The following is a 12,504-nucleotide window of genomic DNA, read 5'->3' as shown; positions in this document are numbered from 1 at the left end:
ACTGTGGATCGGCTTCAGTTCCCGAAGCCGACCCACCAGCTCACGCAATCAGGCGAGCACCTTGCTCAGGATCTTCGCGCCACCGATCCAGACGCCGATCGCGGTGCCCAGGTTGGTGAGCATGAAGTTGACCAGCACGCGTGCGACCCGGTTGCGATACCAGCCACCGACCGATTGCACGTCGTCGCGCAACGCGAGGAAATCGCCGTAGGTCGGCTTGCGGATCCGCGCCTCGACCAGTCCGCTGAACGTCCCGGCCGGGACACCCGGATGGAACGGCTTGAGCGGCGCGGCGACGAACGCGGTGAGGATGCTCAGCGGATGGCCTCCAGCCAGCAGGCATCCCAGTGCGCCCAGCCCGCCGGTGAACAACACCCACTGGATGACCAGCGATGCGCCCAGGTCGAGTCCGCCGTGCCAGAAGCCGTAGGCGACGCTGCCAACGATCAGCGTCGTGATGGCGAGCGTGAACCACGGAATCGACGACTTCTTCGGCACCGCCTCCAGCTGCTCGAGCATCGGCGCGGGTGCTTCGGTGTCGTCGCGCAGGTGGCGTGACAGCCCCTGCAGGTGTCCGGCGCCCACCACGGCGAGTACGCGCGTTCCCGCTTGTCCGCAGGCGCGCAGTTTGGCCGCCATGTAGCGATCGCGCTCGGCGATGATCGCCTCGTACAACGCCGGCGTCCGTTCGGCGAACTCACCGAATGCCGACTCGAGCATGTCGCCTTCCTTGAGGCGTTCGATCTCGTCTTCGTCGACTTCCTCGCTGGCGACCATTCCCGCAACCAGTCCGGCGCTGATCTTGGCGCGTCCCCACCAGCCCAGGCTGCGCATGGCGCGCCGGAAGGTGATGCCGACGTCGCGGTCAATCAGGTGCAGGGGCAGGCCGAGCGACCTGGCCTCGAGCGCCGCGTATTTCAGTTCCGCGCCGGGCTCGATCCCCAGTTTTTCAGCCAGCCGGCGCTGGTAGCCGGCGAGGGCGAGGTTGGCCGCGAACAGTGCCGTCTTGCCCTCGCGCAGCACCTTGATCAGATCCAGCTTCGCCAGTGCGTCCGGGTCGGTCAGTGCCTGCAGCCGCTGGGGGTCGAGTTCGATCGCGATCTGGTCGTATTCGCCACTGGCGATCGCGGCGCGCACGGCCTCGACGCTGGCGTGGGAGACATGCGCCGTGCCGAGCAGCGTGTAGTGCACGCCATCGCGCTCCACGATGGCCACCGGCTGGCCGGCGAGCACGTTGGCGGGAGATGTCGCAGCGGGGGTGGTGTCGGTCATCGTCGGTCGCTTGTGGGTCGCCGTGGATTCGCCATCGGCGACGCAGGATTAAGGCAATGGAGGCGTTGTGCCGGATACCGCCAGGGTGCCTGGCGCATGCCCGGTGGCCGATCAGTCGCGATAGCGTTTCAGCAGGTCGCCGTAGGCGTCGATGCGTCGATCACGCAGGAATGGCCAGATGCGGCGGACGTGTTCGCTGCGCTGCAGGTCGACTTCGGCCATGAGGATTTCCGGATCGCCGATGCCGGCTTCGGCCAGGAATTCCCCCTGCGGGCCAAGCACGTGGCTCGACCCCCAGAAGTCGATCCCGGAGGCCCCGATCGGCGACGGCTCGTGGCCGACGCGATTGCAGCTGAGCACCGGCAATCCGTTGGCGACCGCATGACCGCGATGGCTGAGGATCCAGGCATTGCGCTGGCGGTCCTTCTCGGCCTGGTCGTCGTCCGGATCCCAACCGATGGCGGTCGGATACAGCAGCAGTTCGGCACCGGCCAGCGCCATCAGCCGCGCGCCTTCCGGATACCACTGGTCCCAGCACACGAGCACCCCGAGCCGGCCGACAGAGGTATCGATCGGATTGAAGCCGAGGTCGCCGGGAGTGAAGTAGAACTTCTCGTTGAAGCCGGGATCGTCCGGGATGTGCATCTTGCGGTACTTGCCCGCGATCGAGCCGTCGGATTCGAAGACCACGGCGGTGTTGTGGTACAGCCCGGCGCCGCGGCGCTCGAACAGCGAACCCACGAGCACGATGCCGTGCGCCTTTGCCAGTTGCGCCAGGCGCTCGGTGCTGGGGCCGGGGATCGGCTCGGCCAGGTCGAATTCACGAACGTCCTGGTGCTGGCAGAAGTACGCCCCGTTGTGCAACTCCTGCAGCAGCACGAGCCGTGCTCCGCGCTTTGTCGCCTCGGCAACCCGCTGCTCGATGATCGCGAGGTTCGCATCCGCGTCCCCGTGGTTGCGCTCCTGGATCAGCGCGACCGGCAGGGTCTTCAAGGTGGCCATCAGACGACTCCTTCCGGCAACTGCATGGTGATGCAATGCAGGCTGCCGTTCTGCCAGATCAATGACCGGCATGGGACCGGGATGACGTCGCGATCGGGAAATGCCGCGGCCAGCACGGCCTGCGCGCCCGCATCGGCCGCATCGCCGTAAGCCGGCATCAGCACGGCGCCATTGATGATGAGGAAGTTGGCGTAACTGGCAGCCAGCCTTCGGTTTTCATCGACGATTGGTTTGGGCCAGGGCAATGCGAACAGTCGATACGGCTGGCCATTGCGGGTGACGAGCGCGGCCAGTTCCGCAGCCATCTCCTGCAGTTCGGTGAAATGCGGGTCGTCGGAATCGTTGCAGTCCTGGTAGACGATGGCGTTGGCGTCGGCAAAGCGGGCCAGGGTGTCGATGTGGGCGTCGGTGTCGTCGCCTTCGAGGTAGCCGTGGTCGAGCCACAGCACGCGATCCTGGTGCAGCCAGCCCGCCAGCTTGTCGGCGAGGGTGTCGCGGTCGAGGTCCGGATGACGCTCATGCAGGCACTGCCAGGTTGCCAGCAGGGTGCCCGCGCCGTCGGTCTCGATGGCGCCACCTTCCAATGCAAAATCAATAGGTTGGCGGACACTCTTGAGAAATGTTCCGGATTCGTCGAGGCGTGCGATCAACTGGTCGTCGCGGCTGGCTTCGAACTTTCCGCCCCAGCCGGTGAAGCGGAAATCGAGAAGTCGGAAGCCGTCGCCATCCCGGAGCGAGATCGGTCCGGAGTCGCGCAGCCAGGTGTCGTCGTATGCGACCTCGACGAAACGAACGCGGCCCATGTCGACACGGGCCGACGCCAGCCGCGCGCGCGCATAGGCCTGGACGTCGTCGTCCGGGACACAGATGACGACGGGTTCGAAGCGGGTGATCGCAACAACCAGCGCGATGTAAGTCTCTTCGACTTCGCCCAGATGCGCCGCCCAGTCGGTGTCGGCGTGCGGCCAGGCAATCAGCACGGCCGACTGCGGCTCCCATTCGGCGGGGAAGCGGATGCTGTCGCTCATCAACGGACGGACCTCGCGATCACCGGATTGCCGGCTTGGGACCGATCTCTTCCGCGTCGACCTTGTTGGCGACGGCATCGATCACCTTGTCGTGTTCGAAGTACACGGTGAAGCCCGGATAGCTCCAGCGGTTGATGGTCGGCCACTGGTGTTTCTGGCCGCCACGCGGGTCCAGCCGGCTGGTGGGAGCGCCGAACCGGGCCTGCACCTGGGCCATGGACAGGCCGCGTCGCGGCATCGCCGACGGCTCCTGCTGCACGCGGTCCACCAGCAGGGTTTCGGCCGACGCGATCCCGGCGAAGGCCAGTAGGGCAACCAGCGGCAAGGCTTGATAGCGGAAGGTCATGGCGCGACTCCTCGGGAGCGGTGGATAGGTCCTGCCTTGTAGCAGATCGGCTGCCCGGCGAGCGACCATGACGGGCCGACCGGGAGCGGCGGGTCCAAACGAAAAAGGCCGCATCGCTGCGGCCTTTCCTTCGCGCGCCTGCAATCGCAGGTCAGCGCTGACGCGCCTTGAAACGCGGATTGGACTTGCAGATCACGAAAACCTTGCCACGGCGACGGACCACCTTGCAGTCGCGGTGACGGGTCTTCGCCGACTTCAGGGAGGACAGGACCTTCATGGCAAACCTCGGCAGGAAACGGTTGGGAAAAGTGACGACACAATTGAGCCGCGCATTTTAGCGGCTTTTTCTCCACCGATTCAAGTGCTTGCAACGAGGGACGGGCGTCGCCCGCTACAATCGCCCGATTCAAGGGAGTCCACATGGCTGACGAACACCCCGCCGGCGCCGTCCCGGTGCTCACGATCGATGGCCCATCGGGGTCGGGCAAGGGCACCATCAGCCGCCGGGTCGCGGAAACGCTGGGGTGGCATTACCTGGACTCGGGCGCACTGTATCGGGCGGTGGGACTGGCCGCCGGCTGGTCGGACATCGACCTGTCCGACGCTTCGGCGCTGGTCCGCTGCACCTTCGATACCCGGATCGCGTTCCGCGGGGACGGGCACGCCGAGCCGCGGGTCATCGTCAACGGCACCGATGCCACGGACGAGATCCGGACCGAGACGGCCGGCGCCGCCGCATCGGCCATCGCCGCCATTGCCGAGGTCCGCGCCGCGCTTCGGGATCGCCAGCGTGCGTTCCGGCAGGCCCCGGGCCTGGTCGCCGACGGGCGCGACATGGGGACGGTCATCTTCCCCGACGCGCACCCCAAGGTTTTCCTCACCGCCAGCGCCGACGAAAGGGCCGAAAGGCGCTATAAGCAGTTGAAGGACAAAGGGGTTTCCGTTACATTGGCGGGTCTGCTGCGAGAGATCCTCGCCCGCGACGCCCGCGATGCCAATCGCGCGGTGGCTCCGTTGCGCCCGGCGCCCGACGCCGTGTGCATCGACACCACCGGCCTTGGGATCGATGCGGTCGTCGAGCGCGTGCTGGCTTTGCTGCCGGCACGCCAGGGCCAGGGGTTCTAGCGACAGAAGACACCACCGGCAATCCCGCAGGTGGACCATCCACAACACATGGCGCCAGCTTGCCCGCAAGCGCGCGCCATACCCAGGGTGGGTCGACGTGCGCCCCAGTGGCGGCGCCGGCTCGTGTATCCACAGAGATATTCCATGAATGCTGCAATGACCGAATCCTTTGCCGAGCTGTTCGAACAGAGCCAGTCCCACCTGGCCAAGCTGAAGCCGGGCTCCATCGTCACCGGCACGATCGTCGAGGTCCGCACCGACGTCGTCGTGATCAATGCCGGCCTGAAGTCCGAAGGCATCGTGCCGATCGAACAGTTCCGCAACGACGCCGGCGAGATCGATGTCGCCGTTGGCGATATCGTCAAGGTCGCGCTGGACAGCCTCGAGAATGGCTTTGGCGAGACCGTGCTGTCGCGTGAGAAGGCCAAGCGTTCCATGGTGTGGGACGAGCTCGAGGAAGCGCTCGAGAAGAACGAAACCATCGTTGGTCGCATCAGCGGCAAGGTCAAGGGCGGCTTCACCGTCGACATCAAGGACGTCCGTGCATTCCTGCCGGGCTCCCTGGTCGATGTCCGTCCGGTCCGCGACCCGGTGTACCTGGAAGGCAAGGAGCTCGAGTTCAAGCTCATCAAGCTCGACCGCAAGCGCAACAACGTGGTGGTTTCGCGTCGCGCGGTGGTCGAGAGCGAGCATTCGGAAGAGCGCGAGCAGCTGCTCGAGAAGCTCGTCGAGGGCGCGGTGCTGAAGGGTGTGGTCAAGAACCTCACCGACTACGGCGCGTTCGTCGACCTCGGCGGCATCGATGGCCTGCTGCACATCACCGACATGGCCTGGAAGCGCGTGCGCCATCCGTCCGAAGTCGTGGAAGTGGGCGCGGAGCTCGATGTCCGCGTGCTCAAGTACGACAAGGAGCGCAACCGCGTCAGCCTCGGCCTCAAGCAACTGGGCGAGGATCCGTGGGACAACATCGCGCGTCGCTACCCGGCCAACACCCGCGTGTTCGGCAAGGTTTCCAACGTCACCGATTACGGCGCGTTCGTCGAGATCGAGCCGGGCGTCGAAGGCCTGGTCCACGTGTCCGAAATGGACTGGACAAACAAGAACGTCAACCCGTCCAAGGTCGTGCAGGTCGGTGACGAGCTGCAGGTCATGGTGCTGGACGTCGATGAGGAGCGTCGCCGGATTTCGCTGGGCATCAAGCAGGTCACCAGCAATCCGTGGGAAACCTTCGCCGCCATCCACAAGAAGGGCGACAAGGTCGACGGCCAGATCAAGTCGATCACCGACTTCGGCATCTTCATCGGCCTGGACGGCGGTATCGATGGCCTGATCCACCTGTCGGACATCTCGTGGAATTCCACCGGCGAGGACATCGCCCGCAACTACAAGAAGGGCGACACGCTGGAAGCCGTCGTGCTGGCAGTGGACCCGGAGCGCGAGCGCATCAGCCTTGGCGTCAAGCAGATGGAGCAGGATCCGTTCGGCCAGTACGTGGCGTCGAACACCAAGGGTTCGATCGTCAAGGGCACGGTCAAGGAAGTCGACGCCAAGGGTGCGACCATCGACCTGGGTGAAGGCGTCGAGGGTTACCTCGCCGCGCGCGACATCGCCAAGGAGCGCATCGACGATGCGACCCAGCACCTGAAGGTCGGCGACGAAGTCGAAGCCCGTTTCATCGGCATGGATCGCAAGGGCCGCGTCATGCAGCTCTCGATCAAGGCCAAGGACGAGGCTGAGGAGCAGGAAGCCATGAGCGACTACAACCGCTCCGCCGCCGATGCCTCCAGTGGCACCACCAAGCTGGGTGCGCTGTTGCGCGAACAGCTCAACAGCAAGGCCGAGTAAGCGATTGGCATCAACGGCCCGGCATCCGCCGGGCCGTTGTCGATGCCCGCACGGACCGCCATCCCATGACAAAGTCCGAATTGATCGAAATCCTCACCCAGCGTCAGGGCCACCTGAAGGGAGAGGACGTTGATCTCGCCGTCAAATCCCTGCTGGAGATGATGGGAGGCGCGCTGGCCCATGGCGAGCGCATCGAGATTCGCGGCTTTGGCAGTTTTTCCCTGCATTTCCGCCCGCCGCGCACCGGCCGCAACCCCAAGACGGGTGATGCGGTTGCACTGCCGGGCAAGCATGTACCGCATTTCAAGCCTGGCAAGGAATTGCGCGAGCGCGTCAGCACCGCCATTCCGCTGCCCGCCGACGACTGATCGGCCTCATCCGCCAGCTGCTGAACAATCCTGGGTCCGTCGGCTAAGCTAGCCCTTGCGTCCGGAGCCTGACCCATGCGCCTGATTCGATTGCTGGTTGCACTCTCGTGCCTCGCTGTTGGCATCGCCATCGGCGCACTCAATGCACAGCCGGTTGCACTGGATATGGGATTCACGACATGGCATGCCACGCTGGGTGTCTGCGTGCTGGTTGCCCTGCTGATCGGCGTCCTGATCGGCGGACTGGTGATCAGCGCCAGTGTCGTATTGCCGCTACGCAGGCGCCTGCGGCTGGCCGGGCGTCCCGTGGCTGATGCGACCGCGGCCGAGCCACTGGAACGCTGAGCGTGGACTTCATCAACCAGTGGTTCTGGTTCTTCCTGTTGCTGCCGCTGGCTGCCCTCAGTGGCTGGGTCATCGGCAGGCGTGGTGGCGAGCGCCATAGCGACAGCCAGGTCAGCAAGCTGTCGACCACTTACTTCCGCGGCCTCAATTACCTGTTGAACGAGCAGCCGGACAAGGCAATCGAACTGTTCCTGCATATCGCCGAACTGGACAAGGAGACGTTCGAAACCCAGGTCGCTCTGGGTCACCTGTTCCGCCGTCGCGGCGAGGTCGACCGCGCCATCCGCCTGCACCAGGCGCTGGTCCAGCGTGCCGATCTCAACGATGCGCAGAAGGTGCAGGCGCTGCTGGCGCTTGGCGAGGACTACATGCGATCCGGACTGCTGGATCGCGCGGAGACCGTCTTCTCCGACCTGGCGAAAATCGACCAGCGCGCACCGCAGGCACTCAAGCATCTCATCGGCATCTACCAGGCCGAACGCGACTGGCCCAAGGCGATTGAAAACGCCACCCGCTTCGAAGCGGCCACCGGCGAACCGATGGGAAAGCTGATCGGGCAATTCGAGTGCGAACTTGCAGAGCGCCAGCGAGCCTCCGGCGACACCGACGCAGCCCGCGAGTCGATCGCACGCGCCTACGCCGCCGACTCGACATCCGTGCGCGCAGGCATGCTCGAGGGCAGGATCGAGATCGAGTCGGGCCATGACAGTGCCGCCATCCGCGCCTACGAGCGCGCCGCGCGGCACGATCCTGATTACCTTCCCGAAATCCTGCCGCAACTGTTGTCCAGTTACGAGCGCGTTGGCGACAGCCCGGGCGCGCGCGCATTCCTGAGCGAGATGAGCGAACACTACCGTGGCATCGCGCCGGTGCTGGCGTTGACGCGGCTGGTGGAAGTGGAGGAGGGGACCGCCGCCGCGCGAACCTACCTGGCCCAGCAACTCAAGGACCGTCCATCGGTCCGTGGGGAGGCCGCATTGATCGACCTGACGCTGGCCGAAGACGCCGATGCCACGGCGACTTTGCAGGACCTCAAGCACATCACCGACCAGTTGCTGGTCAGGAATCCGAGCTACCGCTGCAGCCGCTGTGGTTTCGGCGCCCGCAGCCACCATTGGCAATGCCCCAGCTGCAAGGAATGGGGCACGGTCAAGCCACTGCTGAATTACGCCGTCGTGTGAACATGGCTGACGCGAGCTGGGAGCAGGCGAGCTCGAACATGTTGGTGCTCGGCTTGATGTTCGTCGGCGTGCTGTTTGTCATTGCCTTCATCGGAACATGGCTCGCCCGCCGCTATGCCGTGCACCGACGCCTGCTCGACGAGCCCGGGGATCGTCGCAGCCATGCAACGGCAACACCCCGCGGCGGTGGCATCTCGATCGTCGTTGCGATGTTGCTGGCGATCGCGTGGCTGGCATGGCGTGCACCGACCGACGCACCACTCTTGCTCGCCATTGGCGCTGGCCTTTGCCTGGTGGCCGGGATTGGCTGGGTCGACGACCACCGTCCGCTGTCGCCACTGCTTCGATTGGTCGTGCAGGCCTTCGCGTCGCTGCTTCTCGGCGGGGCGGTTGCAGACGCCGGCGGTGGGATTCCGGCGGCGTTGGCAACCATCCTGCTGTCGATGGTGCTGGTCAATGTCTGGAATTTCATGGACGGCATCAATGGTCTTGCCGCCAGCCAGGCACTGCTGGTGGCCTTGGGCTACGCGATGCTGGCAGCTCCGGGTGTTGCCACATGGCTGGCGCTGGCGCTGGCGACAGCGTGCGCGGGTTTCCTTCCTTTCAATGCGCCGAGGGCAAGGGTGTTCCTGGGTGACGTGGGCAGCGGAGCGCTTGGGTACCTGCTTGCCGCGCTCGTGGCATTGATCGCCTTCGTTCACCGGGACTGGGCGCGCGCACCGGCGCTCCTGCTTCCCCTCTCGGCATTCCTGGTCGATTCCTCGCTGACCCTGCTGGCGCGGATGGCGGACCGGCAGCGCTGGTGGCTCCCGCACACTGAGCACGCTTATCAGCACTGGGCGAGACGGTTGCAGCGCCATGGGCCGGTCACCGCAGCCTATGCCGTATGGACCCTTGCCATGGTCATCATCATGCTCGCGGCAAACACGCAGCGCCTTGCGGTTACCATGACAGCGCTGGCGGTGACGGGTTTTGCCGGATTGGCGGCCTGGTCGGCACTGCGGACCGCGACGAAGGACCGGACGAGGTAACAGGGAATGAATGGATTGAGGGATCGCGTGAGTGTGGGACTGCCTCGTGCGGCTGTCGTCCTGCACGACTTGTTCATGGTGTGGGTCGCCTGGACGGGGCTGCATCAGTTCCGATACGCGATCGAGGCCCTGCCGCCCGTGCTGCCCTTGTGGTCGATGACCACCGCGATCGTGCTGGTCGCACAGGGACTTGTCCTCTGGCAAATCGGTCTTTACCGCGGGATCTGGCGATTCGCCAGTGTCCCCGACCTGTTGAACATCCTCAAGGCAAGTGTCGTTGGCCTGCTTGCCATCGTCATCGGATTGTTCCTCTACAACCGCCTGTACCAGGTTCCGCGCACGGTCCTCGTGCTCTATCCGGTGTTGCTCACCGCATTGCTGGGCATGCCGCGATTGTTGTATCGGGCCTGGATGGACCATCGGCTCAGCGGGAGCGAGAAGGCGGTCCTGCGGGTATTGATCCTGGGCGCAGGACAAGCTGGCGAGGCGCTCGTCCGCGACCTGCGACGCGGCGGGCACTACCAGCCGGTCGGCTTCCTGGACGATGCTCCCAAGCTTCGTGGGAGCCACCTGCAGGGCGTCCCGATCCTCGGACGCATCGACGAAGTCGAGCGCATTGCGCCCGAGACCGCCGCGCGATTGCTGGTCATCGCGATCCCGTCGATCGACGCGGCGTCGATGCGACGGATCGTGGCCGCCTGCGAGCGGACCGGGATTCCCTTCAGGACGGTGCCGCGACTGGATGACCTGCTGGAAGGGCGCTCACTGCCGGGCGAACTCAAGGAAGTGGCCATCGAGGATCTCCTCGGGCGCCAGCCGGTCACCCCCGACTGGAAGGCGATCCGCGGCTGGCTTGGTGGTCGCAGCGTGCTGGTGACCGGCGCCGGCGGCTCGATCGGTTCCGAACTCAGCCGGCAGTGCGCGCGGCATGGTGCGCGCCAGATCGCCCTGCTGGAAATCGACGAACTGGCGCTCACGACAACAGAGGCGCAGTTGCGGCGCGACTTCCCCAACGTCATCTGCGTGCCGGTGCTGGGCGACTGCGGTGATCCGGCCGTCATCCGCCATGCGCTTGCGTTGTCCGCGCCCGAAGCCGTCTTCCACGCAGCCGCGTACAAGCAGGTACCGCTGCTCCAGACACAACTGCGCGAAGCGATCCGCAACAACGTGCTTGCCACCGAAACGGTCGCCCGGGAGAGCCAGAAGGCCGGGGTAGGGACCTTCGTCCTGATCTCGACCGACAAGGCCGTCGACCCGGTCAACGTCCTGGGAGCGAGCAAGCGATTGGCCGAGATGATCTGCCAGGCAATGGCCGATCCAAGGTCGACCCGCTGCGTCACGGTCCGCTTCGGAAACGTGCTGGATTCGGCGGGCAGCGTGGTGCCGCTGTTCCGGGAACAGATCCGCAGCGGTGGTCCCGTCACTGTCACCGACCCCGAGGTGACGCGCTATTTCATGACGATTCCCGAAGCCTGCCAATTGATCCTGCAGGCCGCGGCAATCGGCTCGCAACACGCGGTCTATACGCTGGACATGGGCGAGCCGGTGTCGATCCGCCTGCTCGCCGAGCAGATGATCCACCTCGCCGGCAAGACCCCTGGGCGGGACATCGCCATCGTCTACACCGGCTTGCGTTCGGGCGAGAAACTGCACGAAACGCTGTTCCATGCCGACGAACGCTACCGCCCGACGTCGCACCCGAAGATCCTGCAGGCGGACGCTCGCGTCATCGCGACCGAGAAAATCGAACTGCTGAGCTCACGCCTGCGTGATGCGGTGGGCCGCTACGATGTAGAGCAACTGGCGTTGCTGTTGCGGGAGTCCGTACCGGAGTTTTCCCCGGCCGGTGCTCCGATGGAAACGCCATCCGCCACCATCGTGGCTTTCCCCGCCCGCAATGCAAGGAAGATTTGATGAGCCCATCGACGATCGCCACGACCGGCGGCAATCGCCGTATCCGCAAGGCCGTGTTTCCTGTTGCCGGCCTGGGCACGCGGTTCCTGCCAGCGACGAAGACCGTCCCCAAGGAGATGCTGCCGATCATCGACAAGCCGCTGATCCAGTACGCAGTCGATGAAGCGATCGAGGCCGGCTGCGACACGCTGGTGTTCGTCACCAATCGCTACAAGCACGCCGTCGCCGATTATTTCGACAAGGCCTACGAGCTGGAACAAAAGCTGGAGCGGGCCGGCAAGCTCGAGCAGCTGGAACTGGTGCGCAGCGTGCTGCCGCCGGGCGTGCGAGCCATCTTCGTCACCCAGACCGAAGCACTGGGATTGGGCCATGCAGTCCTGTGCGCGAAGCCGGTGATCGGCGACGAGCCATTCGCGGTCGTGCTGCCTGACGACCTCATCTGGAACCGAGGCCCCGGCGCGTTGCGGCAGATGGCTGACGTGGCCGAATCAACGGGCGCGAGCGTCATCGCTACCCAGGATGTCCCCCGTTCGCAGACCGCCAGTTACGGCATCGTCGCGACCGAAGACTTCAACCAGCGCCAGGGAAGGATCAACGCGATCGTCGAGAAGCCGCAACCCGACGTGGCGCCCAGCACCCTGGCCGTCGTTGGACGCTACATCCTGTCACCGCGGATCTTCGAGTTGCTGGAGACGACGACTCCTGGCGCAGGCGGCGAGATCCAGCTGACCGACGCGATCTCCACGCTGTTGCAGGAGCAACCGGTGCTCGCCTATCGCTTCCAGGGCACGCGTTTCGATTGCGGCACCCACATCGGCCTGGTCGAGGCGACGATCCGCTATGCGCTGGACCACGAGGCGCTGAGCGATGCCGCCCGCCGGATGATGCAGGACGCACTCAGCGAACTGGGCGTGATCGAAGTGGCCTGAGTTGTTCCAGCCTGATCGGCGCTGGCCGGTCGGGCGAAATGCCAGAACACCCACGACACCCACAGCGTCAGGGCCGCACCGAGGGCCAGTGCCATTGCGCCGAGGGGGCGGGTTCGTG

13 protein-coding genes are annotated in these 12,504 nt (G+C 65.3%); 8 read left to right on the top strand and 5 right to left on the bottom strand.

Features of this window, described 5'->3' with window-relative positions:
- Positions 1-48 precede the first annotated feature (48 nt).
- The 5 genes from GST15_RS03540 to ykgO all read right to left on the bottom strand — a co-directional run bounded on the left by GST15_RS03540 (position 49) and on the right by ykgO (position 3,925).
- Positions 49-1,272 (bottom strand): TraB/GumN family protein, encoded by a 1,224-nt coding sequence (locus GST15_RS03540; protein WP_159015875.1) that lies wholly within the window; start codon positions 1,270-1,272, stop codon positions 49-51.
- 111 nt (positions 1,273-1,383) lie between these two features.
- Positions 1,384-2,274: a carbon-nitrogen hydrolase gene (locus GST15_RS03535; RefSeq protein ID WP_159015874.1), complete on the bottom strand. Its 891-nt coding sequence runs from the start codon at positions 2,272-2,274 to the stop codon at positions 1,384-1,386.
- Positions 2,274-3,302 carry an agmatine deiminase family protein gene (locus GST15_RS03530; RefSeq protein ID WP_159015873.1) on the bottom strand — a complete coding sequence of 343 codons (1,029 nt, stop codon included), beginning with the start codon at positions 3,300-3,302 and terminating at the stop codon, positions 2,274-2,276. The genes GST15_RS03535 and GST15_RS03530 overlap by 1 nt, the downstream gene beginning before the upstream one ends.
- 19 nt (positions 3,303-3,321) lie before the next feature.
- Positions 3,322-3,648: a hypothetical protein gene (locus GST15_RS03525; protein WP_159015872.1), complete on the bottom strand. Its 327-nt coding sequence runs from the start codon at positions 3,646-3,648 to the stop codon at positions 3,322-3,324.
- Positions 3,649-3,799: 151 nt separating this feature from the next.
- Positions 3,800-3,925 (bottom strand): type B 50S ribosomal protein L36, encoded by a 126-nt coding sequence (gene ykgO, locus GST15_RS03520; protein WP_005913193.1) that lies wholly within the window; start codon positions 3,923-3,925, stop codon positions 3,800-3,802.
- Positions 3,926-4,068: 143 nt separating this feature from the next.
- Here ykgO and cmk point away from each other — a divergent pair, with 143 nt between their 5' ends.
- The 8 genes from cmk to galU all read left to right on the top strand — a co-directional run bounded on the left by cmk (position 4,069) and on the right by galU (position 12,386).
- Complete coding sequence (gene cmk, locus GST15_RS03515; protein ID WP_159015871.1) at positions 4,069-4,773, top strand: (d)CMP kinase; 705 nt, start codon at positions 4,069-4,071, stop codon at positions 4,771-4,773.
- Positions 4,774-4,929: 156 nt separating this feature from the next.
- A complete protein-coding gene (rpsA, locus tag GST15_RS03510) occupies positions 4,930-6,618 on the top strand; it encodes a 30S ribosomal protein S1 (protein ID WP_159015870.1) in 1,689 nt (562 codons plus the stop codon).
- Positions 6,619-6,683: 65 nt separating this feature from the next.
- Positions 6,684-6,986 carry an integration host factor subunit beta gene (locus tag GST15_RS03505; protein WP_159015869.1) on the top strand — a complete coding sequence of 101 codons (303 nt, stop codon included), beginning with the start codon at positions 6,684-6,686 and terminating at the stop codon, positions 6,984-6,986.
- A 75-nt stretch (positions 6,987-7,061) separates the two neighbouring features.
- Positions 7,062-7,331 (top strand): lipopolysaccharide assembly protein LapA domain-containing protein, encoded by a 270-nt coding sequence (locus GST15_RS03500; RefSeq protein ID WP_159015868.1) that lies wholly within the window; start codon positions 7,062-7,064, stop codon positions 7,329-7,331.
- A gap of 2 nt (positions 7,332-7,333) precedes the next feature.
- The gene (gene lapB, locus GST15_RS03495; protein WP_159015867.1) at positions 7,334-8,512 is read left to right on the top strand and encodes a lipopolysaccharide assembly protein LapB; all 1,179 of its coding nucleotides are present in this window, start codon (positions 7,334-7,336) and stop codon (positions 8,510-8,512) included.
- Between the two features lie 38 nt (positions 8,513-8,550).
- Positions 8,551-9,543 (top strand): MraY family glycosyltransferase, encoded by a 993-nt coding sequence (locus GST15_RS03490; protein WP_159016430.1) that lies wholly within the window; start codon positions 8,551-8,553, stop codon positions 9,541-9,543.
- A 6-nt stretch (positions 9,544-9,549) separates the two neighbouring features.
- Complete coding sequence (locus GST15_RS03485; RefSeq protein ID WP_159015866.1) at positions 9,550-11,457, top strand: polysaccharide biosynthesis protein; 1,908 nt, start codon at positions 9,550-9,552, stop codon at positions 11,455-11,457.
- Entirely contained in the window at positions 11,457-12,386 is a 930-nt protein-coding gene (galU, locus tag GST15_RS03480) for a UTP--glucose-1-phosphate uridylyltransferase GalU (protein ID WP_159015865.1), read from the top strand. Before GST15_RS03485 ends, galU begins: the two co-directional genes overlap by 1 nt.
- The last annotated feature ends 118 nt before the right edge of the window (positions 12,387-12,504 follow it).

The sequence above is a fragment of the Cognatiluteimonas profundi genome, from assembly GCF_009792795.1.
Classification (GTDB): Bacteria; Pseudomonadota; Gammaproteobacteria; order Xanthomonadales; family Xanthomonadaceae; genus Cognatiluteimonas; species Cognatiluteimonas profundi.
Note: the sequence above shows the minus strand (reverse complement) of the source record. Positions and strands in the feature narration are given on the sequence as shown.

Bases quoted from the DNA above. Each gene is read 5' to 3' on its own strand.
- GST15_RS03540 (WP_159015875.1), bottom strand. From the start codon at position 1,272: ATGACCGACACCACCCCCGCTGCGACATCTCCCGCCAACGTGCTCGCC.
- GST15_RS03490 (WP_159016430.1), top strand. From the start codon at position 8,551: ATGTTGGTGCTCGGCTTGATGTTCGTCGGCGTGCTGTTTGTCATTGCC.
- GST15_RS03505 (WP_159015869.1), top strand. From the start codon at position 6,684: ATGACAAAGTCCGAATTGATCGAAATCCTCACCCAGCGTCAGGGCCAC.
- GST15_RS03485 (WP_159015866.1), top strand. From the start codon at position 9,550: ATGAATGGATTGAGGGATCGCGTGAGTGTGGGACTGCCTCGTGCGGCT.
- GST15_RS03530 (WP_159015873.1), bottom strand. From the start codon at position 3,302: ATGAGCGACAGCATCCGCTTCCCCGCCGAATGGGAGCCGCAGTCGGCC.
- ykgO (WP_005913193.1), bottom strand. From the start codon at position 3,925: ATGAAGGTCCTGTCCTCCCTGAAGTCGGCGAAGACCCGTCACCGCGAC.
- GST15_RS03500 (WP_159015868.1), top strand. From the start codon at position 7,062: ATGCGCCTGATTCGATTGCTGGTTGCACTCTCGTGCCTCGCTGTTGGC.
- GST15_RS03535 (WP_159015874.1), bottom strand. From the start codon at position 2,274: ATGGCCACCTTGAAGACCCTGCCGGTCGCGCTGATCCAGGAGCGCAAC.
- cmk (WP_159015871.1), top strand. From the start codon at position 4,069: ATGGCTGACGAACACCCCGCCGGCGCCGTCCCGGTGCTCACGATCGAT.
- galU (WP_159015865.1), top strand. From the start codon at position 11,457: ATGAGCCCATCGACGATCGCCACGACCGGCGGCAATCGCCGTATCCGC.
- GST15_RS03525 (WP_159015872.1), bottom strand. From the start codon at position 3,648: ATGACCTTCCGCTATCAAGCCTTGCCGCTGGTTGCCCTACTGGCCTTC.
- rpsA (WP_159015870.1), top strand. From the start codon at position 4,930: ATGACCGAATCCTTTGCCGAGCTGTTCGAACAGAGCCAGTCCCACCTG.